Below are 26,996 nucleotides of genomic sequence, written 5' to 3'. Positions count from 1 at the left end.
GCTCCCGCGCTACGCCTCGCGAGAGCCCTCGTACATCTCCTCGATGAGGTACTTGTACTCCCGCTCGACAACCGGCCGCTTCAGCTTCAGGCTCGGCGTCAGCTCACCGTGCTCGACGTCGAGATCCCGCGGCAGCAGCCGGAACTGCTTCACGGTCTGCCACCGCTGAAGCCCCGCGTTGAGTTCCTTCACGTACCCGTCGATGAGGGCCACCGTGGCGGGCGCGGCGACGACCTCCTCGTACGACTTGCCCTCCAGGCCGTTGTCCTTCGCCCAGGCCATGATCGACGGCTCGTCGAGGGCGATGAGGGCGCTGCAGAAGTTCCGGTCCGCGCCGATCAGCACGATGTTCGAGGTGTACGGGCACACCGCCTTGAACTTGCCCTCGACCTCGGTCGGCGCGACGTACTTGCCACCGGACGTCTTGAACAGGTCCTTCTTGCGGTCGGTGATCCGCAGGTACCCGTCGGGCGACAGCTCGCCGATGTCGCCGGTGTGGAACCAGCCGTCCGCCTCCAGCACCTCGGCGGTCTTCTCGGGCAGCCCGTGGTAGCCCTCCATGATGCCGGGGCCGCGCAGCAGGATCTCGCCGTCGTCGGCGATCCGGACCTCCGTGCCGGGCAGCGGCTTGCCGACCGTGCCGGTGCGGTACGCCTCGCCGGGGTTCACGAAGGACGCCGCGGACGACTCGGTGAGGCCGTAGCCCTCGAGGATGTGGATGCCGGCGCCGGCGAAGAAGAACCCGATCTCCGGCGCCAGGGCGACCGAGCCGGAGACGCAGGCCCGCAGATTGCCGCCGAAGGCCTCCCGCAGCTTGGCGTAGACGAGCGCGTCGGCGACCTTGTGCTTGGCGGCGAGCCCGAAGGGCGCGGAGTGGTTGCCGGTGCGGCGGAAGTTGTCCTGGGTGACCTTGGCGTACTCGCGGGCGACCCCCGCGGCCCACTGGAAGATCTTGTACTTGGCGGGACCGCCCGCACGCGCCTTGGCCACGACCCCGTTGTAGACCTTCTCGAAGATCCGCGGGACCGCCGCCATGTACGTCGGCTTCACCACCGGCAGATTCTCGATGATCTTGTCGACCCGGCCGTCGACCGCGGTGACGTGCCCGACCTCGATATGGCCGGAGGTGAGCACCTTGCCGAAGACGTGCGCGAGCGGCAGCCACAGGTACTGCACGTCGTCGGCGTTGACCAGCCCGGTCGCGGCGATCGCCTTCGCCATGTACGACCAGTTGTCGTGCGGGAGGCGGACGCCCTTGGGCCGGCCGGTGGTGCCGGAGGTGTAGATGAGGGTGGCGAGCTGGTCCTTGGTGATCGCGCCGACCCGTTCCTTGACGACCTCGGGGTTCTTCTCCAGATACGCGGCGCCCCGGCTCTCCAGCTCGGCGAGGGTGAGCACCCAGTCGCCGGTCTCGACACCCTCCGGGTCGATGACCACGACATGAGTGAGCTCGGGCAGCTCGGCGCGCTTCTCCCGCGCCTTGGCCAGCTGCTCGGCGTTCTCCGCGATGAGCACCCGGCTGCCGGAGTCGGCGAGGATGAACGCCGACTCCTCGGCGTTGGTCTGCGGGTAGACCGTGGTGGTGGCGGCGCCCGCGCACATGATGCCCAGGTCGGCGAGGATCCACTCGATCCGGGTGGCGGAGGCGAGCGCGACGCGCTGCTCGGACTGCACGCCCAGCTCGATCAGTCCGGCGGCGATCGCGTTGACCCGCTCGGCGGTCTGCGCCCAGGTCAGCGACTTCCAGTCGTCCGGGCCCTGCCCGGACGCGGCCGGTACCGGGTAGCGGTAGGCCTCGGCATCCGGCGTGGCGGCCACGCGCTCCAGGAAGAGGCCCGCCACGGACGGCGGACGGTTCTCGATCAAAGTCTGTGTGTCGCTCACGACATCCTCCGGGGCCCGCGGCTGCGCGGCTGGCTCATTGCGGCTGTTTTCACTGCTGCTGATGCACTCACGAGCGGTTGCAGATCGGTTGTTTAACTCGCGAGTAACTACCGAGCAGAGATCAGAGTAGAGCGCGACCGGCCGGTGCGTAAGGGGCTGCGGCCTGTCACTTCCCCGATCGGGCGACCGTACCCACGCACAGGGGCCCGCCGCGCTGTGACGCGACGAGCCCCGATTTTCGCGGGTGACAGGTGGCTATTTCTTGCCCTTGCCCGATCCCGCGTTCTCGTCGCTGGACAGAACGGCGATGAAGGCCTCCTGAGGAACCTCCACGGAACCCACCATCTTCATCCGCTTCTTGCCCTCCTTCTGCTTCTCCAGCAGCTTCCGCTTACGGGAGATGTCACCGCCGTAGCACTTGGCGAGGACGTCCTTGCGGATGGCGCGGATGGTCTCGCGGGCGATGACCCGGGAGCCGATGGCGGCCTGGATGGGGATCTCGAAGGCCTGGCGCGGGATGAGCTCGCGCAGCTTGGCGACGAGCCGTACGCCGTACGCGTACGCGGCGTCCTTGTGGGTGACGGCGGAGAAGGCGTCGACCCGGTCGCCGTGCAGCAGGATGTCGACCTTCACCAGCGAGGCGTCCTGCTCGCCGGTGGGCTCGTAGTCCAGAGAGGCGTAGCCGCGGGTCTTGGACTTCAGGTTGTCGAAGAAGTCGAAGACGATCTCGGCGAGGGGAAGCGTGTAGCGGATCTCCACGCGGTCCTCGGAGAGGTAGTCCATACCGAGAAGGGTGCCGCGGCGGGTCTGGCAGAGCTCCATGATCGAGCCGATGAACTCGCTGGGGGCGAGGATCGTGGCCCTCACGACCGGCTCGAAGACCTTGTCGATCTTGCCCTCGGGGAACTCGCTCGGGTTGGTGACCGTGTGCTCCTTCCCGTCCTCCATGATCACGCGGTAGACCACGTTGGGCGCGGTGGCGATGAGTTCGAGGTTGAACTCGCGCTCCAGGCGCTCACGGATGACGTCGAGGTGCAGCAGGCCGAGGAAGCCGACGCGGAAGCCGAAGCCGAGGGCCGCGGAGGTCTCCGGCTCGTAGACCAGGGCGGCGTCGTTGAGCTGGAGCTTGTCCAGGGCCTCGCGGAGGTCGGGGTACTCCGAGCCGTCCAGCGGATAGAGGCCGGAGAAGACCATCGGCTTGGGGTCCTTGTACCCGCCGAGGGCCTCGGTGGCGCCCTTGTCCTTGCTGGTGATGGTGTCGCCGACCTTGGACTGGCGGACGTCCTTCACGCCGGTGATGATGTAGCCCACCTCGCCGACGCCGATGCCGTCGGCGGGCGTCATCTCGGGGGAAGAGACGCCGATCTCAAGCAGCTCGTGGGTGGCGCCGGTCGACATCATCTTGATGCGCTCGCGCTTGTTGAGCTGGCCGTCGATGACGCGGACGTACGTGACCACGCCCCGGTAGGAGTCGTAGACCGAGTCGAAGATCATCGCGCGGGCGGGGGCGTCCTTGACGCCGACCGGCGCCGGGACGTCACGGACGACCCGGTCCAGGAGCGCGTCCACGCCCAGGCCGGTCTTCGCCGAGACCTTGAGCACGTCCTCCGGCTGGCAGCCGATGAGGTTGGCGAGCTCCTCGGAGAACTTCTCCGGCTGGGCGGCCGGCAGGTCGATCTTGTTCAGTACGGGGATGATCTTGAGGTCGTTCTCCATCGCCAGGTAGAGGTTGGCGAGGGTCTGGGCCTCGATGCCCTGGGCGGCGTCGACGAGGAGGACGGTGCCCTCGCAGGCGGCGAGCGACCGCGAGACCTCGTAGGTGAAGTCGACGTGCCCCGGGGTGTCGATCATGTTGAGGATGTGCGTGTTGCTCTTGTCGTGGGTGGGGGCCCACGGCAGGCGCACCGCCTGGGACTTGATCGTGATGCCGCGCTCGCGCTCGATGTCCATACGGTCGAGGTACTGAGCGCGCATCTGCCGCTGCTCGACCACCCCGGTCAGCTGGAGCATCCGGTCGGCGAGCGTGGACTTGCCGTGGTCGATGTGCGCGATGATGCAGAAATTGCGGATCAGAGCCGGGGCGGTACGGCTCGGCTCGGGCACATTGTTAGGGGTCGCGGGCACGCAGGGTCCTGTCTCTTGAGGCGCCTTATGCCTCGGGTCGGATCGATACGTAGGCTCCATGGTCCCACGGGCGGCGACCGGACACCGTTTTGGGCCGTGGGCCGGGCCACTGGTACTCTGGGTGGCTGTGTCTCATGCCCTCTCAGCGCGAGGCACACCCCAAGAAAAATCACCGGTGCGGGACCCGTGCGGCCCCGTGCCAGAACCTGTAGAGGCTCATTCGTGGCGAACATCAAGTCCCAGATCAAGCGGATCAAGACCAACGAGAAGGCCCGGCAGCGCAACAAGGCCGTCAAGTCCTCCCTGAAGACCGCGATCCGCAAGGCCCGTGAGGCAGCTGCCGCGGGTGACGTCGAGAAGGCCACCGAGTACCAGCGCGCTGCTGCGCGTGAGCTCGACAAGGCCGTCTCCAAGGGCGTCATCCACAAGAACCAGGCCGCCAACAAGAAGTCGGCGCTGGCTTCCAAGGTCGCTTCCCTCAAGGGCTGATACTTGATTTGACCGCCGGAGGGAATCGAGCGGGCCCTCTCTCATCCGCTCCCGTCCGGCACCCCGAGCCTGTACGCGGCCTGCGTTCGCCACGCGGGTACGGGCTCACCGTCTTGAACCGAAGGCCCCGGCACCTCGCCCTTCCCCAGGGCGGGAGCCGGGGCCTTCGGTATGCCTGCGTCACGTCCAGAAGTCGTTGGACTTGTCGAGGTCCGCAAGGCACTCGTCGAGATCGGTGATCTTGTCGCCGACGATCCGGAAGACGATGCCCCCGTCCTCGTCGATGTGCTTGTCGCCCCGGTCGGCGGTGAAGCGGTGCACGGTGATGGCGTGCCCGCGGCCGTCCACGAATATGTTGCGAAGCTCGACCTGGAACGACCCGCCCGTCTCCGAGTAGAGCCGGGCGTAGTACCCGTCGAGGATCGAGTCGATCCCCTTGAAGTCCCCGGAGAGCGGGTGCGAGCCGGGTACGTGGTGTGTGCAGTCCCCGGTCATCAAGCCGCGCAGCGTGTCCATGTCTCCGCGCTGGAAGGCTTCGTAGCCCTTGCGGACGAGAGCAGCGTGCGGGTGTTCAGCCATGACAGTCGCCACCTTTCCGTCATATCGGCGATCTACGGCTGATACGCCTGATTCTCCTCTCTTCGGGCTACGCACGCCCCCTGGACCGAGCGGCCCGCGCGATCGTGACGACCGCCTTCTCCAGCGCGTACTCGGGATCGTCCCCGCCGCCCTTCACGCCGGCGTCGGCCTCCGCGACGGCCCGCAGCGCCACGGCCACCCCGTCCGGAGTCCATCCCCGCATCTGCTGGCGCACCCGGTCGATCTTCCACGGCGGCATGCCCAACTCACGCGCCAGATCGGCCGGCCGCCCGCCGCGTGCCGAGGACAGCTTCCCGATCGCCCGTACGCCTTGGGCGAGCGCGCTGGTGATCAGCACCGGAGCCACGCCCGTCGCCAGCGACCACCGCAGCGCCTCCAGCGCCTCCGCGGCCCGCCCCTCCACGGCGCGATCGGCGACAGTGAAGCTGGAAGCCTCGGCCCGCCCGGTGTAGTACCGCCCCACCACCGCCTCGTCGATGGTCCCCTCGACATCGGCGACGAGCTGGGAGACGGCCGAGGCCAGCTCCCGCAGATCGCTCCCGATGGAGTCGACGAGCGCCTGGCAGGCCTCGGGCGTGGCCGATCGCCCGAGACCCCGGAACTCTCCTCTGACAAAGGCCAGCCGATCCGCCGGCTTCGTCATCTTGGGACACGCGACCTCCCGCGCCCCGGCCTTCCGCGCGGCGTCGAGCAGGCCCTTGCCCTTGGCTCCGCCCGCGTGCAGCAACACGAGCGTGATCTCCTCGGCGGGCGCTCCGAGATACGCCTTCACGTCCTTGACCGTGTCCGCGGACAGATCCTGCGCATTCCGTACGACCACGACCTTCCGCTCCGCGAACAGCGACGGACTCGTCAACTCCGCCAATGTCCCCGGCTGCAACTGGTCCGACGTCAGATCCCGCACATCCGTGTCGGCATCAGCGGCCCTCGCCGCAGCCACCACCTCCCGCACAGCCCGGTCAAGCAGAAGATCCTCCTGCCCCACAGCAAGCGTCACAGGCACGAGCGGGTCATCATCAACACTCTTCCTGGCCATTACGCCAAGCATGTCACGCCCCACTGACAAGGGGGGAGCAGTCAAGCTGCGGGCATGCGTGCCGCCTGGGGCGGCACGGGTGGGCGCAGGCGGCACCCCGTCAGCGCCGGGCTGCGCGACCCACCCCCGCCCAGCCCCCACGCCGGGCACCCTCAAAGCGAGCCCAGCACGACCCGGCACCGCACCGCAGCGTCACGGCTCCTCCCGCCACCCCTCCCACTCCCCCACAAACGCATCCAGCTCCCCCGCATCCAACCGCCCCTCCTCATCCCGCAGCACGACGAGCCACTGCGCATCCTCCGCATCGTCCTCACCGGCCAACGCATCCCGCACCACCTGCGGCTCCTCCCGCACCCCGAACCGCTCCCCCAGCGCCTCCACCACTTCGTCCGCCGCATCCCGGTCAGGCAGCACCAGCACATGTCTCACATCACTCACGCCCCCATTTTCCGGCACCCACCCCACCCCCGAACCACCAGGTCAGCCCTCCCGACCGGCGGCCTCCCGAACCACCGGCACAACCGCCAGCTCGATCCCGAACCTCTCCCGATACACCGCGAGAACCTCCTCATCCGACCCCAGCTCCCGCACCTCCCGCGCCCCGTCCGCCGCCGCCGCCGTCACCGTGAGCGCCCGCCCGCTGAGCGTGACCCTCCCTCCGTCCTCCGTGACCCGCGAGCACACCAGCGACCGCACGAAGTGCGAAGCCGTAGACGTGCTGTGCCACCACGCCCCGGCCACAAAGTCACCGAGCACCCGCGGCCGCATCTCCAGCCGATACTGCGGGCTGCCGTTCCGGACGACGTCCAGATCGGGCGCCCCGGCCGCCTCACCCCGTACCCCCGCCGCATCCGGCCCCGCCTCGACGATCCGGAAGACTCCCCCGGGATCCCGCTGCTCCGCCCGCGCCTCGAACGCCAGCGGATAGTGACTGTGCGCCCCGAACCCGACGTCGGCCAGCCACTCACCCCCGTCCACCGTGCGCACCTTCAGCGCGAGATGGTCGTACGGGATCCCCAGCCTCCCCTCGTCGCCGTACACCCGGGCCGCCAGCAGCGTGACGTCGTAGCCCAGCGCGGTCAGCAACGCCCCGAACATCCCGTTGAGTTCGTAACAGAACCCGCCCCGCCGCGCCCCCACCACCTTGTCCAGCAGCCGCTTCTCCTCCAGCACGATCTCCTCGCCGAGATGGATCGACAGGTTCTCGAACGGAACGCGCTGCAGATGCCGCAGATGCAGCTCGCGCAGGACGTCGACGGTGGGCCACGCCGGGCGCTCTGCTCCCAGGCGACGGAGATAGGCATCAACCTCTGCGGAATCCATGCCCTCAGTCTCGCGCCACGAGCAGCTCTCCGCCCGTACCCGCGACAGCCAGGGCCCCGTCCTCGTCCGTCCGCAGCACCACCGCTCCCTGCGCCCGCAGCGCCGCGACCGTACCGGGTGCGGGGTGACCGTACGGGTTGTCCCGACCGCAAGAGATCAACGCCAGTCGCGGCGCGACCCGGCGTATCAGCTCCGGATCCTGATAGGCGGAGCCATGGTGGGCCACTTTGAGCACGTCCACGCTGCCCAGCCATGCCCCCGCCGGTGATCTCAGCAGCGCCTGCTGGGACGGGGGTTCGAGGTCCCCGAGCAGCAGGAGCCGCAGCCCCGCCGACCGGACGAGCAGGCTGACACTGGCGTCGTTCGGCCCCTCCGCATCCGGCACCGACGCCGCATGCGGTGGCGGCCAGACGACCTGCCAGCTGAGCGCCCCGCTACGGCGCTGTTCCCCGGCGACGGCTCTCGTCATCGGAATGTGCCGCGCCGCTGCCTCTCTCCGAACGAACTGCGCCTGGTCCTCCGGCTCTTCGAGTCCCGTCGTCTGGATCGCACCGACCTCGCGCCCATGCAGCACCCCGGGCAGACCGGCCACATGATCCGCGTGGAAATGGGTCAGGACCACCAGCGGAACCCGGGTGATGCCGAGTGTGCGCAGACAGCGGTCGGCCAGCCGCGGATCCGGCCCGGCGTCCACGACCACACCGGCGCCCTCACCCGCCGCGAGCACCAGCGCGTCCCCTTGTCCCACATCGCACATCGCCATCCGCCAGCCCGGCGGCGGCCACCCCGTGATCACTCTGGCCAGCGGCGGCGGCTGCACGACCGCCAGCACAAGCAGCACCCCGCAGGCCCCGCACCACCAGGGATGCCGCAGCAGCCGGCGGCCGACCAGCAGGACCACCACCGTGACGAGCGCGAGCAGCGCCGCCCCGGTCCAGCTTCCCGGCCAGTCCACGCCCGCCCCGGGCAGCGCCGCCCCGGTACGGGCCACGTCCGCGATCCACCCGGCCGGCCAACTCGCGCACCACGCAAGCGCTTCGGCCACCGGCATCGCCACCGGCGCTGTCGCCAGCGCGGCGAAGCCCAGCACCGTCGCGGGTGCGACCGCGAACTCCACCAGCAGGTTGCACGGCACCGCCACCAGGCTCACCCGTGCCGACAGCACCGCGACGACCGGCGCGCACAGCGCCTGAGCGGCGGCAGCTGCGGCCAGCGCCTCGGCGAGCCGCGGCGGCACCCGGCGCCGCCTCAACGCCGTGCTCCAGCGGGGCGCGAGTGTGAGCAGGGCGCCGGTGGCCAGCACGGACAGCAGGAAGCCGTAACTCCGGGCCAGCCATGGGTCGTAGAGCACCAGCAGCAGGACGGCCGTGGCCAGCGCCGGGATCAGCGATCTGCGGCGTCCGGTGGCGAGGGCGAGCAGCACGACCGCCCCGCAGGCCGCGGCCCGCAGCACGCTCGGGTCAGGCCGGCACACCACGACGAACCCGAGCGTGAGCACGCCGCCGAACAGCGCGGTCGTCCGCAGCGGGATGCCGAGGCGGGGCGCGAGTCCGCGGCGCTCGACGCGCTGGGCCAGGCCGGGCGGTCCGATGAGCAGGGCGAGGATGATCGTGAGGTTGCTCCCGGAGACGGCGAGCGTGTGCGCGAGGTCGGTCTCCTTGAAGGCCTCGTCCAGCTCCGGAGTGATCCGTGCGGTGTCCCCGACGACCAGCCCCGGCAACAGCGCCCGCGCATCCGCCGGCAGCCCGTCCGTGGCCTCCCGCAGCCCGGCCCGCAGTCGCCCCGCGAACCGCTGCGCCGCCGACGGCTCCCCCATGACCAACGGCACCGCCTGGTCCCGCACCCGCATCACGGCGGCGACCCGGTCCCGGCCCACCAGGGCAGGGGCCAGCCGTGCGGTGACGCGCAGCCGCGTGGAGGGCAGCAGCCGCAGCCACGGCGAGGCCTTCGGCCCCTCGGCGGTGGGGCGTGGCCCCGCGTCGACGATCAACAGCACCGGTGCCCGCGTCTCCACCGCCGTCCCGTCCGCCTTCTCGACGTGCCGCACGTCCGCGCCGATCAGCACCGCACTCGGCGCCGCGTGGTTCCCTCTGATCCGGGGCCGGGTGAGCCGGGGATCGGCGGTCACCTCGACCTCGGCCGTCACGGTCGCGTACTCCCGCGCCAGCCCGGGCACCGGCCCGCGCCGCAGATCGGCCCCGTGCAGCCCGGCGGAGGCCGCGCCCGCGGCGACACAGAGGAGGGCGGCGGCGACCGAGACGCGGGACCATCGTCGCCGTATCGTCACCAGCACACCCGCCGCGACCAGGCACACTCCCGTGACGCCGATGGTCCACTCCGGCGGCGCGTCCAGCGCCAGCGCGGCCGTCGCCCAGGCAGCGAGCGCGGGCGGAACAAGTCGTAGGTCCGTCGGTCCTTCCTGTCGGGGGTGGGCAGCGCCGAGCCGGTTGCCGGAGGTGGTGTGCACCGAGGCGCGGGGACCGGCGACGCCGGCCTCGTCGGAGATGTCGGGGGCGACCGCACTGGGCCGACGGGTGGCACTCATGGCTGTACGAGATCGCGTAGATCGGCGAAGCGGCGGTCACCGATGCCGTTCACCTCGCGCAGCTCGTCCACCGAGCGGAAGCCGCCGTGCTGGGTGCGGTAGTCGATGATGTGCTGCGCCAGCACCGGTCCCACGCCGGGCAGGGTTTCGAGCTGTTCCACGGTCGCGGTGTTGAGCGGGACCGGAGCCGTGGGAGCCGCAGCCGAGCCGGCCTGGCCACCGACCGCCGTACCGCCCGCGACCGGGGCGGAGCCCGAGCCCGCGACAGGACCGCCGACGATCACCTGCTCCCCGTCCACGAGGAAGCGGGCGCGGTTGAGGCCGTCGGTGTTCGTCCCGGGTCGCACCCCGCCGGCCGCACGGAGCGCGTCGACGACCCGCGACCCCGCGGGCAGCCGCTGAATCCCGGGCTCGCGGACCTTGCCGCTGACGTCCACCACGATCTCGGCCGCCGCCGTCCCTCCGGCGGTGGGGTTGCCGGGAGCCTTGCTCGGCTCGCCTTCCGCTTGCGCTGCTTCCGCGAACGGAGCCGCCGCCTGTACGACCTCGGGCGGGCGCACGGACTGGGTCCGGCCGGTCCAGAAGTGCTGCACCGCGAAGGCCGCGGCGACGACCAGCAGCGCGGTGAGTGCGACCACGCTCCTGCGCTCCAGCCCGCACCGCGCCTGCAGCCACACCGGCATCCGCTCCCGCAACACCGGCCCGACCCGCCCCCGCCAAGCCCTCGCGCCGTGCCGGGCCTGGGCATCGGCTTCGACGTCCGCGGCGACGGGCGGGGCATGGCCGCCGCCTTCCCAGCCGTCGGGCGGGGCATGGTCGCCGACTCCCCCGCCGGCAGGCGGCACTTCGTCGCCGACATCCATGTCGGCGTACGGGATGTGAGGTTCGGCATACGGGACAACAGCAGCGTCCACGCCCGCGTCGTCCCGACCCGCCGTCGCCTCTCCCGACTCCCGCCGCCGAACAGCCCGTTCGCCGAACAGGACCTCTGCGCGTCGGCGAAGCTCCTCCGCCGACGCGTATCGGTACCGGGCCCGGCTCCGGGGGTGGAGGCGTCGATGGCGGGTGCGGCCGTCGGAGGCGGGGCCGCGGCCGGGACCGCTGCTTGCAATCGCTGCGCGTGAACGTGATCGAAGTGCCATGCGACGAGGATCGGGCAGCCCGACACTCTCGCGATGATCTTGGTCAAATCCCGGGGATTACCAGCGAGTTGTGGATAACTCCCTCACTCACACGAGTGAGCCACCCGCACCCACCGTCGAAACCCGGCAGGCAGCCACTGTCACCGCGGCGACACCACAACCCCCAGCAACCCGGGCCCGGTATGCGCCCCGATCACCGCCCCCACCTCACTCACATGCAGGTCGACGAGCCCGGGCACCCGCGCCCGCAGCCGGTCCTCCAGTGCCGACGCACGCTCATGGGCCGACAGATGGTGGACGGCGATATCGACCTGGGCGCCGCCCGCCCGGTCGGCCACGATCTCCTCGAGGCGGGCGATGGCCTTCGACGCCGTCCGTACCTTCTCCAGGAGTTCGATACGGCCGCCCTCCAGCTTCAGCAGCGGCTTCACCGCCAGGGCGGAGCCGAGCAGGGCCTGCGCGGCGCCGATCCGGCCGCCGCGGCGCAGATAGTCGAGGGTGTCGACGTAGAAGTAGGCGGACGTGCCCGCGGCCCGCTTCTCCGCGGCCGTGACCGCCTCGTCCACCGTGCCGCCGGACTCCGCCGCCTCGGCGGCGGCCAGCGCACAGAACCCGAGCGCCATCGCGACCATCCCGGTGTCCACGACCCGCACCGGCACCGGCGCCTCACGCGCCGCGACGAGCGCCGCGTCGTACGTGCCGGAGAGCTCGGCGGACAGATGCAGCGAGACGATGCCGGTGGCCCCGGACTCGGCGACCCTGCGATAGGTCTCGGCGAACAGCTCGGGGCTGGGACGTGAAGTGGTGACGGGGCGGCGCTTCTGAAGCGCCTGGGCGAGGGAACGGGTGGAGATCTCGGTGCCCTCTTCCAGTGCCCGGTCGCCGAGGACGACGGTCAGGGGCACCGCTGTGATGCCGTGGCGCTCCATCGTCCGCGGCGGCAGGTAGGCCGTTGAATCGGTGACGATCGCGACATGGCGGGACATGAGCTGGAGGTTACCTGGCGTAGCGCCCTGGCGGCAGCCCGGCCCCGCTGACCCGGGCCGGCCGGAACCGGATCAAGTGGTGCTCTCGGGACGGGGCTTCTTCTGCCAGGGATACGTGGGACGCGGCGCCGACGGGGTGATGGCGGGTCGTGCCGGCTTCTCCTCGGCCGGCTCCGGCCGGGGTGTCTCCGGCCAGGTCTGCTGGGCTGCGGGGCTCTCGGCGGCGGGCGCCTCGGGCCACGGGGGCGGCGCGGGTTCCGAGGTGGTCCAGTGTCGCAGCGCGCCGGTCTCCACGTCGATCTGGGTGCTGAGCGAGTCCAGGTCGTCGTCGGCGAAGCGGTGGGCCCGGTCCCGGGCCGCCCAGCGCAGCGAGTCCGCCGAGTCGACGATGCGCTTGGTGCGCTCGCGCAGCGCGGGCAGCCGCTCGGCGAGGGTCGCCCGGTCGGGCTCGGACTCCAGGCGCTTGAGGTCGTCGTCCAGCTCATGGCCGTGCACGCTCAGGCGCTCGAAGAGGCCGATGGACTCCTTCAGGGACTCGTCCTCCGCCACGCGTGCGTGCAGCGCGTCCTGGGTGGCGCGCATCGAGGTGCGCAGCTTCAGCCGGAGCTGGGCGATCTCGCCCGCGGGGCCGATCTGGGCGAGGGACTTGGCCCGCAGGGTGTGCTCCTCCACCGTGCGGCGGGCCTGGGTGAGGGTGCGGTCCACGCCGCGCTTGGCCGCGCCGACCGCCTTCACCGTGGCGTAGGCGCCGAGTCCCAGGAAGAGCATGAAGAGCAGGGCGAAAACTGCGACGACTGCTTCCACGACGCTCCTCCTCCGAAACGGGCCCAGCACTCGCGCCGCGCCACTCTTCAACGGTAAACGCAGCGGGCAGGCCCGGAGTTCCAGAAAAACCCCGAACCTGCCCGTAGGGGACCACCCCTAGCCGGAGGCACAAACCCGGAAACGACGCCTACGCGGGAACGATGTTCACCAGCTTCGGCGCCCGCACGATCACCTTCCGGATCCCGGCGCCGTCCAGCGCCGCGACGACCTTCTCGTCCGCCAGCGCGACCTTCTCCAGCTCCTCCTCGGAGATGGCCGGCGAGACCTCCAGGCGGGCCTTGACCTTGCCCTTGACCTGGACCACGCAGGTCACGGTCTCGTCCACGACGTACGCCGGGTCGGCGACCGGGAAGTCCTGGTGCACCACCGAGTCCTCATGGCCCAGCTTGCGCCACAGCTCCTCGGCGATGTGCGGGGCCAGCGGCGCGACCAGCAGCACCAGCGGCTCGGCGACCGACCGCGGCACCGCACCTGAGGCCTTGGTCAGGTAGTTGTTCAGCTCGGTGACCTTGGCGATGGCGGTGTTGAACCGCAGGCCCTCCAGATCACCGCGCACCCCGTCGATGGCCTTGTGCAGGGCGCGCAGAGTGCCCTCCTCGGGCTCCGCGTCGACGACGGTGAGCTCACCGGTCGCCTCGTCGACGATGTTGCGCCACAGCCGCTGCAGCAGCCGGAACTGGCCCACCACCGCGCGCGTGTCCCACGGCCGGGAGACGTCCAGCGGGCCCATCGCCATCTCGTACAGACGCAGGGTGTCGGCGCCGTACTCCGCGGCGATCTCGTCCGGAGTGACCGCGTTCTTCAGGGACTTGCCCATCTTGCCCAGCAGCCGGGAGACCTTCTCGCCCTGGTAGTAGTACGCGCCGTCGCGCTCCTCCACCTCGGCGGCCGGTACCGCGATGCCACGGCTGTCGCGGTAGACGTAGGCCTGGATCATGCCCTGGTTGAACAGCTTGTGGAACGGCTCGGCCGACGACACATGCCCCAGGTCGTGCAGCACCTTGGACCAGAAGCGCGCGTACAGCAGGTGCAGTACGGCGTGCTCGGCGCCGCCCACATACAGGTCGACGCCGCCGTGCGGCTGCCCCTCGCGCGGGCCCATCCAGTACTGCTCGATCTCCGGGTCGACCAGCTTCTCGCTGTTGTGCGGATCCAGGTAGCGCAGTTCGTACCAGCAGGAACCGGCCCAGTTGGGCATGGTGTTGGTCTCACGCCGGTAGGTGCGCGGGCCGCGGCCGTCGCCCAGGTCCAGGGTGACGTTCACCCAGTCCTCGTTGCGGGACAGCGGGGTCTCCGGCTCGGTGTTCGCGTCGTCCGGGTCGAAGGTGCGCGGCGAGTAGTCCTCGACCTCCGGCAGCTCCAGCGGCAGCATCGACTCGGGCAGCGCGTGGGCGATGCCCTCCTCGTCGTAGACGATCGGGAAGGGCTCGCCCCAGTAGCGCTGGCGGCTGAACAGCCAGTCGCGCAGCCGGAAGTTGACCGTGCCCTCGCCGATGCCCTTGCGCGCCAGCCACTCGGTGATGCGTGCCTTGGCGTCGACAACGCCCAGGCCGTCCAGGGAGACACCGTCACCGGTGGAGTTGACGATCTTCGCGTCGTACGACACGAAGGCCTCGTCCCACGCGGAGGTGTCCGTGCCGCGGCCGTCCGTCGGCTCGACCACGCAGTTGATCGGCAGCTCGAAGGCGCGCGCGAACTCGAAGTCACGGCCGTCATGCGCCGGTACGGCCATGATCGCGCCGGTGCCGTAGCCCATCAGCACGTAGTCGGCGATGAAGACGGGGATCCGCTCGCCGTTGACCGGGTTGGTCGCGTACGTGCCGATGAAGACGCCGGTCTTGTCCTTGGCCTCGGCCTGCCGCTCGACGTCGGACTTCGAGGCGGCCTGCGCGCGGTATGCGGTGACGGCTTCGGAGGGGGTCGCGTGGCCGCCGGTCCACACCTGGTGCGTGCCCTCGGGCCACTCCTGGGGCGTGAACTTCTCGACCAGCGGGTGCTCGGGAGCCAGCACCATGTAGGTCGCGCCGAACAGGGTGTCGGGGCGCGTGGTGAAGACGGTGATGCGCTCGCCGTCGATCGGGAAGTCGACGCGGGCGCCCTCGGAGCGGCCGATCCAGTTGCGCTGCTGCAGCTTGATGGCCTCGGGCCAGTCCAGCGCGTCCAGGTCGTCCAGCAGCCGGTCGGCGTAGGCGGTGATGCGCATGTTCCACTGACGCAGCTTGGCCTTGAAGACGGGGAAGTTGCCGCGCTCGGAGCGGCCGTCGGCGGTGACCTCCTCGTTGGCCAGTACGGTGCCCAGGCCGGGGCACCAGTTGACGGGCGCGTCCGAGGCGTACGCCAGGCGGTACTCGCTCAGGACGTCGGCGCGCTCGACGGCGCTCAGCTCGTTCCAGGAGCGCCCGCCGGGCAGCGCGCGCTCACCGCTCTCGAACTGTGCGACCAGGTCCGCGATCGGGCGGGCCCTGCGCGCCTCGTCGTCGTACCAGGAGTTGAAGATCTGCAGGAAGATCCACTGGGTCCACTTGTAGTAGTCCGGGTCGATCGTGGCGAACGACCGGCGCTTGTCGTGGCCCAGGCCCAGCCGGCGCAGCTGGATCTTCATGTTCTCAATGTTGGCCTCGGTGGACACGCGCGGGTGCGTGCCGGTCTGCACGGCGTACTGCTCTGCGGGCAGGCCGAAGGCGTCGAAGCCCAGGGTGTGCAGGACGTTGTGGCCGGTCATGCGCTGGAACCGGGCGAACACATCGGTGGCGATGTAGCCCAGGGGGTGACCGACGTGCAGACCCGCACCGGAGGGGTACGGGAACATGTCCATGATGAACTTCTTCGGCTTGGCGGCCAGTTCGGCGTCGCCCGCCAGGTCGCCCTTGGGGTTCGGCGCCGCGTACGTGCCGTCGGCGTCCCAGAAGTCCTGCCAGCGTGCCTCGATCTCCGCGGCCAGGGCCGCGGTGTAGCGGTGCGGCGCGGCCACCTCGGCGGCGGCAGCGGGGTTCGTCTCGCTCATGATCCTCAAAGCTCCATCGATCGTCTCTGCCGGCGGCGACATTCAAGAAACGAAAAATCCCCTCGCACAGGAGGGGACGCCGCGCCGATTCCGACCACCAGGACTGGCCTGGGTCGGGACTGATCAGCGCGGCTCGCTAAGCAGAAGGCGTACGGCACGCATGGCGTCAGGGTACCGCAGCCGCCGAGGAGGCCGCGACGGGCTTCCATGAGGCACACTGACGCCTCACGGCCGCTTGTGAAGATTCCGAAAAGCTGAACAATGTTCAATTATTACCCGGCGTAACAGTCGCTAATGGACAACACAGGCCCCGCATGGCCCGTAGATAACAACGCAATAACTCAAACGGCGTACCGGTCAGTTTGAAGTGGACTTAGAGTGCGGCAGCGGGACCGCTTTCCCGAACCGCTCGGAGTTGCCCCCATGAACCCTCGTCGTACCAACAGCTCGATGCCCCAGACAGGCCGGTCGGCCTACGGGGTGGCATCGGCTGTCTTTCTGCTGGCCATACCCCTCGTCGTGGTGTACGGAGGCTTCTGGCTCCAGGACTTCCTCAACTTCGGGGCGGGTGTCTTGACGCTCGTCCTGCTCACCTGCTCCGTGATCTGGGGCCTCGTCGCCCAGGACCGGATGATCCTCAACACCAGGCAGCGGATCATCGCGCAGGGCATCCACCGGGTGACCGCCGTGGGCTCGATCGCGTTCCTGCTGCTGCACATCGGAGTCAAGCTGGCGCTGGACCACGTCGGCTGGATCGCCGTGTTCATCCCCTTCGCGCTGGTGTTCTCCGGCGGCGACGAAATCCAGGGCGGCGGCGTCCTCATCGGGCTCGGCACGCTGGCCGGTCAGCTCATGATCTTCGTGGGGATCACCGGCGCGCTGCGCAACCAGTTCGCGGGCGCGGGCCCGGTCGCCGCCCGCTGGCGGGCGATGCACATGCTGGCCTATCCGGCCTGGTGCGCCGCGCTGGTGCACGGCCTGTACGCGGGACGCGCGGTGAAGAGCCCGATCTTCACCGTCATGTACGCGCTCTGCGTGCTCGGCGTCATGGCGGCCCTCGCTCTGCGCGCGGCGCCGCGCCCGGTCAAGCGCCAGATCATGGACAAGGCCGTCGCGCTCATCGGCACCGAGGAGAAGCCGGGCCGCGAGAACCTGGAGGAGAGCCGCGCCCGGGTCGCGGGCGGCGCCACCCTGCCCGGCTACGAGCGGGCCGACGCGACGGGCCCCCAGCCGCGGATGACACCCGGCATGGCCCCCCCGACGGCGCCGCTGTACGAGCAGCCCGCCCCGGAGCCCGCGAACGGCTTCGCGGCCGCCTACCGCGCCGTCACGCCCCCGCGCCCTCAGCCCCAGCAGTCGTACGCGGCCGACCAGACCGCCCGCATGGATCTGCCGCTGGACATGCAGGCCACGGAGGCGATCCCGCGCGTCGACGGCGGCGGCAGCACCTCGGGCAGCTGGCCGATCCCGATGCCGCCGCCCGTCGGCGAGGCTCCCCCGTCGGCGTACGACCCACTCACCGACACGGGATACAACATCCCGGCCTATACCAATCCGGACACCGGCGGGTACGGCCAGAGTGATGTGTACGACACCGGTGAGACGAACACCCTCTATGGCACGTACTCCCCCGATGACACGTACAACAGCGGTCCCGCCAATGAACCAACGCCCGGCGATTCGTACGACTTCGACTCACCGGGCCCGGGCGAACCTTGGAACACGCCTTCCGGAGGCTATAGGTGAACGAGGCCCTGCCCGACGTACCCGAAGTCCGCGTGGTCGGCCTTCCGCAGCTCACGTCTGGCTTCGACCTTGTCGAAAGACTTGATCTGCCCATGCACCTGAAGGTGCACGGGCCGCTTGAACCCATGGGCGGCGAGCAACTGGCCAAGCTCGCGGAGAACATCAGCCTCAAGGGCCGCGGCGGCGCGGGCTTCCCCTTCCACAAGAAGCTGCGCTCCGTCGCCGAGGCGGCGATCAAGCGCGGTGTGCGCCCGGTCGTCGTCGTCAACGGAAGCGAGGACGAACCGGCCTGCCGCAAGGACACGGTGCTCATCAACCGTGCCCCTCATCTGATCCTGGACGGCGCCTTGTTGTGCGCCGAGGCCCTGGGTGCCCGCACGCTCGTGGTGGGGGTCACCCGGGAGTCCACCCAGCGCTCCATGGAAGCCGCGCTCGCCGAACGCGGCCTGAGCAACGGCCGCAGGTCGGCGCTCCGCGCGCGCGTGCAGCGCAATCCCGTACGGATGGTCACCGGAGCGGCAGCGTCGCTGATCCGGTCCATCGACGGCGGCCCGGCGATCCCGCCCGGCCGCAAGGTCAGCGCCTCCCAGAACGGCGTCGGCGGCGCACCCACCCTGCTGTCCAACGCCGAGACGTTCGCCCAACTCGCCATCGCCGCCCGCATCGGCCCGGAGCGCTACGGCAACACCGGCCTGTACGACGAACCCGGCACGGTCATGCTCACGGTCTCCGGCGCGGTAGCCCGCCCCATGGTGATCGAGGTCCCCACCGGAGTGCCGCTGCGTTACGTCCTGCAGCTCGCCGGCGCCCCGCCGGTCCCGCAGGGCGTGCTGACCGGCGGCTACCACGGCAAGTGGATCGACGCCGCGACGGTCAACGAGGCGATCGTCTCGCGCAACTCGCTGGACGCGGTGGGCGGTTCGCTCGGCGCCGGCGCGATTCTGCCGATCAGCCAGGAGACCTGCCCGCTGGGCGAGTCGCTGCGCGTGGCCCAGTGGCTGGCCGAGGAGAGCGCGGGACAGTGCGGTCCCTGCTACCTCGGTCTGCCGGCCGCGGCGCGCGGCATGGAGGACATCCTCAACGGCGGCGGTCCGGCCGCCCTGGAGGCCCTCAAGCAGGTCGCCAAGAACGTGAAGCGGCGCGGCGCGTGCTCCCACCCCGACGGCTCCGCGATGTTCCTCGAGTCGACCGTCAAGGCCTTCACCGACGACCTCGCGGCGCACGTCCTCGGAAACGGCTGCGGAAGGCCCGTGGAGGGCGTTCTGCCGCTCTTCGAGGGCGGCAGGACCCCGACGGGCCTCCCGGGCGGCGGCGAATCCGAGGAGAACGGCCCCAGCCGCCAGAAGATCTACGTCGACTGGACGCTCTGCCGCGGCCACGGCCTGTGCGCGGACATCCTCCCGGAGGTCTTCGAACTGGGCGCGGACGGCTTCCCGACCGTCGCGCAGGCACAGGTGCCGCGCTACGCGGAGGCCAAGGCGGTGCGTGCGGTGCGCCGTTGCCCGGCCCTGGCCCTGCGCATCGAGGAAGAGACCCAGCGCGACAAGGCGCCGGCCCGCAACCTCCCGGTCCTGTCCCAGGGCCGCGGACGCCGCGCGCTGGGCCGCTGAGCACGGGGATACCACGGGAGATACGACGAGGGCGGGCCATCCGATCGGATGGCCCGCCCTCATTTTCTGTGGAGCTAAGGAGAATTGAACTCCTGACCTCCTGCATGCCATGCAGGCGCTCTACCAACTGAGCTATAGCCCCGCGTTGCCCTGGTGCCGGTTTCCCCCGGCGGCGACGCCAACATTACACGGTCCACCGGGGGCAACACCAAATCGTTTCCGTCGGCTCACAGTCAAGCCGTGACGAACGAGTAGAACCGCTTGAGAGTGCAGTGCTCCTCCAGGAGCCGACCGTAGATCGGCTCGCCCTCCAGCTCACGGTACGTCTCGATGGGGTCGCCTTTTATGATCAGCGCCCGCGCGCATTCCTCGCACCAGTACTGGTAGTCGGGGTTGACCGGCTCCATGTCTCGGACGATCGGCGTCCCGCTGCCGCACCAGTCGCACTTTCGCCTGTGTGCACCCATCGATCAGCTCCAGCTGTGGCCGCAGGCCGTGCACACGTAGGAAATTCCGCCGTTGTCGCCGAGGACCTGAGCGACATGGAGGGAACCGCAGGAAGGGCAGCTGAGCCGGGTCACCGTGTCCCGTGTCATCGCTGCGTCGAGGTGGTCACCGACCGCCTCACGGATGCTCGCAGGCATCACTGGCTCCCTCCCGTCGGGCCGCGCCCCCTTCCGGCCGTTTGATTCTGCCACGGCCGGACCGATACGGTCAGCGACGCCTCAGTACCAGTCCGGACACGGCACTCGCCGCGACCGCCCCGGCCAGCGCGAACCTGCACGCCGGCGGCGTCTCCGTAGAGGTATACGCCTCCGGGGCCCAACTCACTCAAACCGGTGCGAACAAAAAGATCCCGTCCCCGAGGGGGACGGGATCTTCGTCCTGTGGAGCTAAGGAGAATTGAACTCCTGACCTCCTGCATGCCATGCAGGCGCTCTACCAACTGAGCTATAGCCCCTGGTGTTGCCCCAGCTGGGCGGGGCGAACAAGAAGAACTTTAGCCTGCGACCTGCCGGAAAGTGAAATCCGGGTCACGAGCCCTGGAGGAGGGCTCAGTCGTCGTCGCCGAGCACCGGCTCCGGCAGCGTCCCGGCGTTGTGCTCCAGCAGCCGCCAGCCGCGGGCGCCCTCGCCGAGGACGGACCAGCAGCAGTTGGACAGACCGCCGAGGCTCTCCCAGTGGTGGGCCTCCAGGCCGAGGAGACGGCCTATGGTCGTGCGGATCGTGCCGCCGTGGCTGACCACCACGAGCGTGCCGTCGTCGGGCAGTTTCTCGGCGTGCCGGAGCACGACGGGGGCGGCGCGGTCGGCGACCTCCGTCTCCAGTTCGCCGCCACCGCGGCGCACCGGCTCACCGCGCTTCCACGCGGCGTACTCCTCGCCGTGCCGGGCGATGATCTCCTCGTGCGTCAGCCCCTGCCAGACGCCCGCGTAGGTCTCGCGCAGCCCCTCCTCGTGGGTCACCTCCAGGCCGGTGAGCACGGAGAGCTCGGCGGCCGTGAGGGCGGCCCGCTTCAGGTCCGAGGCGACGATCGCGGCGGGCTGCAGGGAGGCCAGCAGCCGGGCGGCGCGGCGGGCCTGGGCGAGGCCGGCCTCGGTCAGGTCGACGTCGGTGGTGCCCTGGAAACGGCGCTCCACGTTCCACGCGGTCTGGCCGTGCCGCCACAGGATGACGCGGCGGCCCCGGCCCGGCCTCGAGCCGACGGGGGCGCTCACCGCAGCCCTCCGAACTCGGCGGCGTCCTCCTCGGCCTGCAGCTTGGCGTGCTCGGCGGCCTTGCCCCGGGTGGCCTTGGCGTCGGCGGGCAGCTCGAGCTCGGGGCAGTCCTTCCAGAGCCGCTCCAGGGCGTAGAAGACCCGCTCCTCGCTGTGCTGGACGTGGACGACGATGTCGACGTAGTCGAGCAGCACCCAGCGGGCCTCGCGGTCGCCCTCCCGGCGCACCGGTTTGGCGCCGAGCTCCTTCTGCAGGCGCTCCTCGATCTCGTCGACGATCGACTTGACCTGGCGGTCGTTGGGCGCGGAGGCCAGCAGGAAGGCGTCCGTGATCGACAGCACATCGCTGACGTCGTAGGCGATGATGTCGTGGGCGAGCTTGTCTGCGGCCGCCTGCGCGGCGGTGTTGATGAGCTCGGTGGAGCGGTCAGTCGCGGTCACTACGTGGCTTTCGGTCGGCGGTCACTTGACATCAAGGGTCTCACGACCCGCCGACGGCACCCCACGCGATTAAACGGATCACTCCCGATCGTCTCCTGAGCGCTCCTGATCACTCCTGTTCGCTCGCTGCGGGGCTCACGACGAGGACGGCTCGTAGTCCTGGCCCAGCACCACCGACACGTCCGCGTTCGAGGACCCCTTGCCCTTGGTGACGGCGCTGGTGGGCAGGCCCAGGGTCTTGGCGACCTCGGTGGCGTTCTCCTTGTCGGCGGCATCGGTGTAGGTGACCTTGGACGCCGCCTGGGCGCCGGACGCCGTACCGCCCTCCAGGAAGGTGAAGCCGCCGTTGAGGAGCACCACGCGGGCCTTCTCGGTGTTGTCCTTGTCGCCGCTGGCGTTCTGGACGGAGACACGGACGGCCGCGTCCTTGTCGGGGCTCTTCGCGGTGCCGCCGAGGACATCCTTGACCACGCTGTCGCTCGCCTGCGCGCTGAGCGTGCCGTCGGTCTGGACGGGCAGCAGCGCCGTCTTGTAGTCGCCGCCCTTGGCGAGGTCGGCGAGCTTGGCGAGGAAGGTGCCGAGGTCCTTGTCGGTCAGCGACGGGTCGAGGATCTGCGCCAGCGTCTGCACGGTGGTGGTGGCCGCCGTCGCGTCGGAGGACAGCTTGCGCAGCACGGCCTGCATGACCTGCCCGAACCGCTCCAGCTGGGCGTTCTGGGCCTCGCCGGAGGCGCGGTAGGTGGCGTAGGCGACGGCCATCTTGCCGCTGAGGGTCTGGTCCTCGCCCTTGCTCACCAGGGGGGCGGCGCCCTTCTTCTTGGCGTCGGGGTCGGGCACGTCGGTGTTGGTGGTGACGTCGATGTTGCCGACCAGGTCCACCAGGTTCTGCAGATACGGGGTGTCCAGCCGCCAGGTGCCCTGGATCTGGGTGCCGAGGACGGTGTCGAGGGCCTCGCGCGTTCCGGAGGAGCCGTCGTCCTCGACGGCCTTGGCGAGGGTGGTCGTGGTGCCGTCGTCGCCGGTCATGGCGAGGGAGTTGGGCAACAGCACCGTGGTGCCCTGCTTGGTGGTCGCGTTGTCGACGAGCAGCGCCGTGGCGGTGCCGCCCTGCTTGGTGTCGTGCAGATGGACGACGATCACGTCCCGTTTCTGGGCGCCCACGGCCGTCGCCTCGCCCGTCTTCGAGTCGTCGGAGGAGGACAGGCCGGGCAGCTTGCCCGCGTACCAGAGGTAGCCGACCCCGCCGACCGCGACGAGGGCGAGTACGACGACCAGGGCGACGACCCGGCTACGGGCGCGGCGCCGGGCCTCCTCGCGGCGCTCGGTGCGGTTCTCCGTGAACGCCAGCCAGTCGATGACGTCCTCGGGATCGCCGTCGGGCTCCTCGACGAAGGCGAACTGCTCGGTGTGGTAGTCCCGTTCGTGGTAGTCCCGTTCGGGCTGCGCGGAGGCGGCGGCCTCGTGCTCGGCCGGACCGGCCTGCTGCGGGATGTAGGCGGTCTGCTCGGCGGTGCGCTGCTCGACGCGCGGCTGCCGACCGCTGGTCGCGGCCTGGCCGTAGGGGTCGTACGGCGTGGCGGTTCCGGTGCCCCCTCCGCCCCGGTTGCCGAAGGCGTCGAAGGAAGAGGCGGTGGGCGCCTGCTGACCGGTGTCGTAGGGGTCGTACGACGAAACCGGTTGCTGTGAACCGGTGTCATAGGGAGGAACCGGTTGCTGCACGCCCGTGTCGTACGAGTCGTAGGAGGGCGCCGGCGGCTGCTGGCCCGTGCTGTACGGGTCGTAGCCGTAGCCCTGCTGGCCGCCGTGCTGTTGCTGTGCGTACGGGTCGTACGACTGCTGCTGCGGGAGCTGCTGGGCCGGGACCTGCCGGTACATCGGCCGGCCGTACTCGTCGTAGCCGACGATTTCGTACTGGTCGCCGTGGTCGCCGGGGTACCCCGCGTCGTATCGGTCGTTCACCGGTGCCCCTCTCGGCTCACTCGCCGCGGTACAGCTCGCGCTTGTCGATGTAGCGCACGACTCCGTCCGGCACCATGTACCAGATGGGGTCTCCCTTGGCGACTCTCGCACGGCAATCGGTGGACGAGATGGCCAGTGCGGGAACCTCCACAAGCGAGACACCGCCCTCGGGGAGACCGGCGTCCGTCAGATGATGGCCGGGTCGGGTGACCCCGATGAAGTGCGCGAGGGAGAACAGCTCCGCGGTGTCCCGCCAGGTGAGGAGCTGGGCGAGGGCGTCGGCGCCCGTGATGAAGAACAGGTCCGTGTCGGGGTTGAGCGCGCGCAGGTCACGCAGGGTGTCGACGGTGTACGTCGCCCCGCCGCGGTCGATGTCGATACGGCTCACCGAGAACTGCGGGTTCTCGGCGGTCGCGATGACCGTCATCAGATAGCGGTCCTCGGCCGGGGAGACCTTGCGGTGGCTCTTCTGCCAGGGCTGGCCGGTGGGGACGAACACCACTTCGTCCAGGTGGAACTGCGCGGCGACCTCGCTGGCCGCCACGAGGTGACCGTGGTGGATCGGGTCAAACGTCCCGCCCATGACGCCGAGGCGGCGCTTGCCCGCGTTCGTCGGGCCGGTAGGCATGTCCTGCTCTCCCATGCGTGCAGACCCTACCGGCCCGTCCTGAGGACTCCGGCCGGAGGCTTCAGCGGTCGCGGTTGAAGCGGGTGGTGATCCACAGCAGAAGCAGCAGGACGAAGAGCGCGCCGCCGCCGGTCAGATAGGCGTTGAGGCTCTCGTGGCTGCCGCCATGTTCCTCGCCCTCGGCGGCGAGGGTGGCCAACTGGGCTGCGGTGCTGTGGAAGCTCATCTTCGGCAGTACCTATCCGGTGTGGGCGGGATAAAGATGTCGGCCCATGGTAAGCGGGCGGCCCGGCCGCCCTCACGCCGACTCCGCCGTCGGTACGCGGCGGCCGGGACGGAGGAACTTCCCGGCCGTTTCAGTCGTCCTTTTGTTTGTACCCCCGCAGCAGGAACCACGCGGTCAGGACACAGCCCAGCACCATCACGATCAGTACGACCCGGAGCAGATTCCCCGCCCCTTGCTGTTCGGCGGCGTTCGCGGCTCCGGCGAGCCAGGCGGACGCCGGGTTGTGCTCCATGACGGACTCCTTCGCTGTACTGCCCGTCCACGGTATATCCGCCTAGGCTGGGCTCTGCTTCGGGGGCGCAAAGGGCCGCACAAGGGTCCGCAAAGGGCCACACACACGCACATGGGGGAAGACATGTCCGACGGCCACGAGCACAACGGGCACGAGAACGTGCCGAGCAGGCAGCGCAGGCGCTTCCCTGGAATCTCCTCGCGTGCGTACGAGCATCCGGCCGACCGCTCCGCCCTGGTGGCGCTGCGCAAGCTGAGCGGCTTCGACACGGTCTTCAAGGCGCTCAGCGGTCTGCTGCCCGAGCGCAGCCTCAGGCTGCTGTTCCTGTCCGACTCGGTACGCGTCTCGGACCAGCAGTTCGCCCACCTCAACGACATGCTGCGGGACGCCTGTTACATCCTGGACCTGGAGAAGGTCCCGCCGATGTACGTCAACCAGGACCCGCAGCCGAACGCGATGTGCATCGGCCTGGACGAGCCGATCATCGTCGTCACCACCGGCCTCGTCGAGCTGCTCGACGAGGAGGAGATGCGGGCGGTCATCGGGCACGAGGTGGGCCACGCCCTGTCCGGCCACGCCGTGTACCGGACCATCCTGCTGTTCCTGACCAACCTCGCGCTCAGGGTCGCCTGGATCCCGCTGGGCAACCTGGCGATCATGGCGATCGTGACCGCGCTGCGCGAGTGGTTCCGCAAGTCGGAGCTGTCCGCGGACCGCGCGGGCCTCCTCGTCGGCCAGGACCTCACGGCCTCGATGCGCGGCCTGATGAAGCTGGCCGGCGGCAACCACCTGCACGAGATGAACGTGGACGCGTTCCTGAAGCAGGCCGAGGAGTACGAGGCAGGCGGCGACCTGCGCGACTCCGTGCTCAAGATCCTGAACGTGCTGCCACGCTCCCACCCCTTCACCACCATCCGGGCGGCCGAGCTGAAGAAGTGGTCCGAGTCCCGCGACTACCAGCGGATCATGGACGGCCACTACCCGCGGCGCAGCGAGGACAAGGACACCTCGGTCTCGGACTCGTTCCGGGACTCGGCGTCGCACTACGCCACGCACGTCAAGACCTCCAAGGACCCGCTGATGAAGCTGGTCAGCGATCTCGCCGGCGGGGCGGGGGACCTGGGCGGCCGGGTGCGCCGCGGCTTCAGCGGCTTCGCAGGACCGGCGGGCGGCTCGGCCGAGTCCACGCCGAAGGACCAGCCGCCCCGCGACGACAGCACGGGTCCGGACGGCGACAACCGCTGACCCGACCGAGGGGCCGGTTCACACCTTCGGCTGCGCGCTCTGCGCCAGCGTCCCGCACAGCGCCGTCGCGCTGCCCGTGGCGTAGGGGTCCGTACCGGCCGGTCCGCCGCCCTTGGCGGTCTGGCCGGCCAGCAGCGGGCGCAGATGGTTGGTGGAGTCGCCGGCGCAGGAGACCGGCCCGGCCTGGACGTAGGAGACGGCCAGCTGGGCCTGCTGGAGGCGCAGGTCGTCGCGGTCGAAGCGGAAGTGCAGCTCACGGCGGACGGTGAACAGGGACGCCTCGGCCTTCTCGCCGGCGCCGGTGGGCCGTAGCGCGTACACGAAGGTGTGGTCCGAGGTGACCTCGAGCGTGGACGCGTCGGCCTCGGCCGCGTGCAGGCTGCCCTGGACGCGGATCTTGGCGTCGGCCAGCTCGGTCCTGTTCGGGTCGAAGCGAACCAGCCATCCCGTCGGCGCATGCCGGCCGTCGGCGGTCGGCTGCCGGAAACTCTGGTCGAACTGGTCGAGTTGGTCCGGGGCGACCAGGACACGCACGGGCCGGACCTGTCCGCCGGTGAGCACCTCCGGGTAGAGGGAAGAGCGGACGAGGTAGTCCTTGGCGGTGTTCAGGGCGCTCACGACCTGGCTGTCCGAGAAGTGCTCGGTGCGCCGGGTGGCGGGCAGTGGTATCCCCTCGGCGCCGACGCGGAACTGCGCGGCGGGGCTGTGCGCGAACAGCTCCTCGGGGTCCGCGGAGCCGGGCACCTTGCCCTGCGGGGCGAGCGGGATGACGGTCATCCGCAGGGGCTCGACGGGCTGCCGGCTCTGCGGGGTCTGGTAGGGGTGCCGTACACCCATGTAGATCGCGGTGCCGAAGGCCACCGCGATCAGCATGACCAGGATCAGCGCCTGCCGGGACAGGCCGCCCCGGCGCACCGGCGGACGGCGCCGTACGGCGGGCGCGTGGTCGGCGATGCGCTCCTGTGCGGAGAACTCCTGAAGACGGGCAGCCCGGACGAACGATTCGTCGAAGACGACGGATCGGTATTCGTCCTCGCCACCTCCGGGGCCGCCCTCGGGTGTCCCCTCGTGTGGGTCTGAAGGCCCTCCCATATCTTCAGAGTAGGTCTCCGGGAGGCCAGGTAAACGCCCTGGTATACGACAAGTTCTGACAGGTTCTCACCAGGATGGTCCC

Annotated in this window: 24 protein-coding genes and 2 tRNA genes; 4 read left to right on the top strand and 22 right to left on the bottom strand. The window is 70.1% G+C overall.

Features of this window, described 5'->3' with window-relative positions; translation table 11 throughout:
* Positions 1–9 precede the first annotated feature (9 nt).
* Positions 10–1,884 (bottom strand): AMP-dependent synthetase/ligase, encoded by a 1,875-nt coding sequence (locus OG828_RS32755; protein ID WP_328364591.1) that lies wholly within the window; start codon positions 1,882–1,884, stop codon positions 10–12.
* A gap of 255 nt (positions 1,885–2,139) precedes the next feature.
* Positions 2,140–4,008: a translation elongation factor 4 gene (lepA, locus tag OG828_RS32750; RefSeq protein ID WP_210574512.1), complete on the bottom strand. Its 1,869-nt coding sequence runs from the start codon at positions 4,006–4,008 to the stop codon at positions 2,140–2,142.
* Positions 4,009–4,230: 222 nt separating this feature from the next.
* On the opposite strand from lepA, the gene rpsT reads away from it, so the two are divergent.
* On the top strand, positions 4,231–4,497 hold the full coding sequence (gene rpsT / locus OG828_RS32745) for a 30S ribosomal protein S20 (protein WP_328364587.1): 267 nt from the start codon (positions 4,231–4,233) through the stop codon (positions 4,495–4,497).
* A 180-nt stretch (positions 4,498–4,677) separates the two neighbouring features.
* Here rpsT and OG828_RS32740 read toward each other — a convergent pair whose 3' ends face one another.
* The 9 genes from OG828_RS32740 to leuS all read right to left on the bottom strand — a co-directional run bounded on the left by OG828_RS32740 (position 4,678) and on the right by leuS (position 15,958).
* Positions 4,678–5,076, bottom strand: a complete 399-nt coding sequence (locus OG828_RS32740) for a nuclear transport factor 2 family protein (RefSeq protein ID WP_328364585.1) — start codon at positions 5,074–5,076, stop codon at positions 4,678–4,680.
* Between the two features lie 67 nt (positions 5,077–5,143).
* On the bottom strand, positions 5,144–6,133 hold the full coding sequence (gene holA, locus OG828_RS32735; RefSeq protein ID WP_328364583.1) for a DNA polymerase III subunit delta: 990 nt from the start codon (positions 6,131–6,133) through the stop codon (positions 5,144–5,146).
* 192 nt (positions 6,134–6,325) lie between these two features.
* A complete protein-coding gene (locus OG828_RS32730) occupies positions 6,326–6,571 on the bottom strand; it encodes a hypothetical protein (protein ID WP_210574518.1) in 246 nt (81 codons plus the stop codon).
* A 42-nt stretch (positions 6,572–6,613) separates the two neighbouring features.
* On the bottom strand, positions 6,614–7,456 hold the full coding sequence (locus tag OG828_RS32725; protein WP_328503177.1) for an arylamine N-acetyltransferase family protein: 843 nt from the start codon (positions 7,454–7,456) through the stop codon (positions 6,614–6,616).
* Positions 7,457–7,460: 4 nt separating this feature from the next.
* On the bottom strand, positions 7,461–10,001 hold the full coding sequence (locus tag OG828_RS32720) for a ComEC/Rec2 family competence protein (protein WP_443062456.1): 2,541 nt from the start codon (positions 9,999–10,001) through the stop codon (positions 7,461–7,463).
* The gene (locus OG828_RS32715) at positions 9,998–11,143 is read right to left on the bottom strand and encodes a helix-hairpin-helix domain-containing protein (RefSeq protein WP_328503176.1); all 1,146 of its coding nucleotides are present in this window, start codon (positions 11,141–11,143) and stop codon (positions 9,998–10,000) included. The genes OG828_RS32720 and OG828_RS32715 overlap by 4 nt, the downstream gene beginning before the upstream one ends.
* A 140-nt stretch (positions 11,144–11,283) precedes the next feature.
* Positions 11,284–12,129, bottom strand: a complete 846-nt coding sequence (locus OG828_RS32710) for a DegV family protein (protein ID WP_328364575.1) — start codon at positions 12,127–12,129, stop codon at positions 11,284–11,286.
* A gap of 72 nt (positions 12,130–12,201) precedes the next feature.
* Positions 12,202–12,933 carry a hypothetical protein gene (locus OG828_RS32705; RefSeq protein ID WP_328503175.1) on the bottom strand — a complete coding sequence of 244 codons (732 nt, stop codon included), beginning with the start codon at positions 12,931–12,933 and terminating at the stop codon, positions 12,202–12,204.
* Between the two features lie 148 nt (positions 12,934–13,081).
* A complete protein-coding gene (leuS, locus tag OG828_RS32700; protein ID WP_328503174.1) occupies positions 13,082–15,958 on the bottom strand; it encodes a leucine--tRNA ligase in 2,877 nt (958 codons plus the stop codon).
* Positions 15,959–16,438: 480 nt separating this feature from the next.
* Between leuS and OG828_RS32695 the strand changes: the two genes are divergently transcribed.
* Together OG828_RS32695 and OG828_RS32690 are read left to right on the top strand one after the other, a co-directional pair.
* Positions 16,439–17,704 carry a cytochrome b/b6 domain-containing protein gene (locus tag OG828_RS32695; protein ID WP_443060299.1) on the top strand — a complete coding sequence of 422 codons (1,266 nt, stop codon included), beginning with the start codon at positions 16,439–16,441 and terminating at the stop codon, positions 17,702–17,704.
* On the top strand, positions 17,701–19,314 hold the full coding sequence (locus tag OG828_RS32690; RefSeq protein WP_328364567.1) for an NADH-ubiquinone oxidoreductase-F iron-sulfur binding region domain-containing protein: 1,614 nt from the start codon (positions 17,701–17,703) through the stop codon (positions 19,312–19,314). The genes OG828_RS32695 and OG828_RS32690 overlap by 4 nt, the downstream gene beginning before the upstream one ends.
* Positions 19,315–19,383: 69 nt before the next feature.
* On the opposite strand, the gene OG828_RS32685 is transcribed toward OG828_RS32690, so the two are convergent.
* From OG828_RS32685 to OG828_RS32640, 10 genes are all read right to left on the bottom strand, one after another.
* Positions 19,384–19,456 (bottom strand) — tRNA-Ala (locus OG828_RS32685).
* Positions 19,457–19,547: 91 nt separating this feature from the next.
* Positions 19,548–19,781: a hypothetical protein gene (locus OG828_RS32680; protein WP_003976229.1), complete on the bottom strand. Its 234-nt coding sequence runs from the start codon at positions 19,779–19,781 to the stop codon at positions 19,548–19,550.
* Between the two features lie 3 nt (positions 19,782–19,784).
* Positions 19,785–19,958, bottom strand: coding sequence for a hypothetical protein (locus OG828_RS32675; protein ID WP_210574530.1), 174 nt, complete (start codon positions 19,956–19,958; stop codon positions 19,785–19,787).
* 244 nt (positions 19,959–20,202) lie between these two features.
* Positions 20,203–20,275: transfer RNA gene (locus tag OG828_RS32670), tRNA-Ala, on the bottom strand.
* A 94-nt stretch (positions 20,276–20,369) separates the two neighbouring features.
* Positions 20,370–21,032, bottom strand: a complete 663-nt coding sequence (locus tag OG828_RS32665; RefSeq protein ID WP_328503173.1) for a histidine phosphatase family protein — start codon at positions 21,030–21,032, stop codon at positions 20,370–20,372.
* On the bottom strand, positions 21,029–21,472 hold the full coding sequence (rsfS, locus tag OG828_RS32660; RefSeq protein ID WP_210574534.1) for a ribosome silencing factor: 444 nt from the start codon (positions 21,470–21,472) through the stop codon (positions 21,029–21,031). The genes OG828_RS32665 and rsfS overlap by 4 nt, the downstream gene beginning before the upstream one ends.
* A 135-nt stretch (positions 21,473–21,607) precedes the next feature.
* Positions 21,608–23,431 (bottom strand): LCP family protein, encoded by a 1,824-nt coding sequence (locus OG828_RS32655; protein ID WP_328503172.1) that lies wholly within the window; start codon positions 23,429–23,431, stop codon positions 21,608–21,610.
* A gap of 16 nt (positions 23,432–23,447) precedes the next feature.
* Positions 23,448–24,074: a nicotinate-nucleotide adenylyltransferase gene (gene nadD / locus OG828_RS32650; protein ID WP_328364557.1), complete on the bottom strand. Its 627-nt coding sequence runs from the start codon at positions 24,072–24,074 to the stop codon at positions 23,448–23,450.
* 46 nt (positions 24,075–24,120) lie between these two features.
* Positions 24,121–24,285, bottom strand: coding sequence for a hypothetical protein (locus tag OG828_RS32645; protein WP_328364555.1), 165 nt, complete (start codon positions 24,283–24,285; stop codon positions 24,121–24,123).
* A gap of 130 nt (positions 24,286–24,415) precedes the next feature.
* Complete coding sequence (locus OG828_RS32640) at positions 24,416–24,577, bottom strand: hypothetical protein (protein ID WP_301980979.1); 162 nt, start codon at positions 24,575–24,577, stop codon at positions 24,416–24,418.
* Positions 24,578–24,688: 111 nt separating this feature from the next.
* On the opposite strand from OG828_RS32640, the gene OG828_RS32635 reads away from it, so the two are divergent.
* Complete coding sequence (locus OG828_RS32635; protein WP_443062455.1) at positions 24,689–25,822, top strand: M48 family metallopeptidase; 1,134 nt, start codon at positions 24,689–24,691, stop codon at positions 25,820–25,822.
* Positions 25,823–25,840: 18 nt separating this feature from the next.
* On the opposite strand, the gene OG828_RS32630 is transcribed toward OG828_RS32635, so the two are convergent.
* Positions 25,841–26,914 (bottom strand): SCO2583 family membrane protein, encoded by a 1,074-nt coding sequence (locus OG828_RS32630; RefSeq protein ID WP_328503171.1) that lies wholly within the window; start codon positions 26,912–26,914, stop codon positions 25,841–25,843.
* Positions 26,915–26,996: the final 82 nt, after the last annotated feature.

It is taken from the genome of Streptomyces sp. NBC_00457 (genome assembly GCF_036014015.1).
In the GTDB taxonomy this organism is placed as follows: domain Bacteria; phylum Actinomycetota; class Actinomycetes; order Streptomycetales; family Streptomycetaceae; genus Streptomyces.
This window is presented reverse-complemented; position numbering and strand designations above follow the sequence as displayed.

Excerpts from the sequence above, each read along its gene's own strand:
- OG828_RS32740 (WP_328364585.1), bottom strand. The coding sequence starts at position 5,076 with ATGGCTGAACACCCGCACGCTGCTCTCGTCCGCAAGGGCTACGAAGCC.
- nadD (WP_328364557.1), bottom strand. The coding sequence starts at position 24,074 with ATGGGAGAGCAGGACATGCCTACCGGCCCGACGAACGCGGGCAAGCGC.
- OG828_RS32675 (WP_210574530.1), bottom strand. The coding sequence starts at position 19,958 with ATGCCTGCGAGCATCCGTGAGGCGGTCGGTGACCACCTCGACGCAGCG.
- OG828_RS32680 (WP_003976229.1), bottom strand. The coding sequence starts at position 19,781 with ATGGGTGCACACAGGCGAAAGTGCGACTGGTGCGGCAGCGGGACGCCG.
- OG828_RS32640 (WP_301980979.1), bottom strand. The coding sequence starts at position 24,577 with ATGGAGCACAACCCGGCGTCCGCCTGGCTCGCCGGAGCCGCGAACGCC.
- OG828_RS32645 (WP_328364555.1), bottom strand. The coding sequence starts at position 24,285 with ATGAGCTTCCACAGCACCGCAGCCCAGTTGGCCACCCTCGCCGCCGAG.
- OG828_RS32720 (WP_443062456.1), bottom strand. The coding sequence starts at position 10,001 with ATGAGTGCCACCCGTCGGCCCAGTGCGGTCGCCCCCGACATCTCCGAC.
- OG828_RS32715 (WP_328503176.1), bottom strand. The coding sequence starts at position 11,143 with ATGGCACTTCGATCACGTTCACGCGCAGCGATTGCAAGCAGCGGTCCC.
- OG828_RS32710 (WP_328364575.1), bottom strand. The coding sequence starts at position 12,129 with ATGTCCCGCCATGTCGCGATCGTCACCGATTCAACGGCCTACCTGCCG.
- holA (WP_328364583.1), bottom strand. The coding sequence starts at position 6,133 with ATGGCCAGGAAGAGTGTTGATGATGACCCGCTCGTGCCTGTGACGCTT.
- leuS (WP_328503174.1), bottom strand. The coding sequence starts at position 15,958 with ATGAGCGAGACGAACCCCGCTGCCGCCGCCGAGGTGGCCGCGCCGCAC.
- OG828_RS32635 (WP_443062455.1), top strand. The coding sequence starts at position 24,689 with ATGGGGGAAGACATGTCCGACGGCCACGAGCACAACGGGCACGAGAAC.
- OG828_RS32725 (WP_328503177.1), bottom strand. The coding sequence starts at position 7,456 with ATGGATTCCGCAGAGGTTGATGCCTATCTCCGTCGCCTGGGAGCAGAG.
- OG828_RS32630 (WP_328503171.1), bottom strand. The coding sequence starts at position 26,914 with ATGGGAGGGCCTTCAGACCCACACGAGGGGACACCCGAGGGCGGCCCC.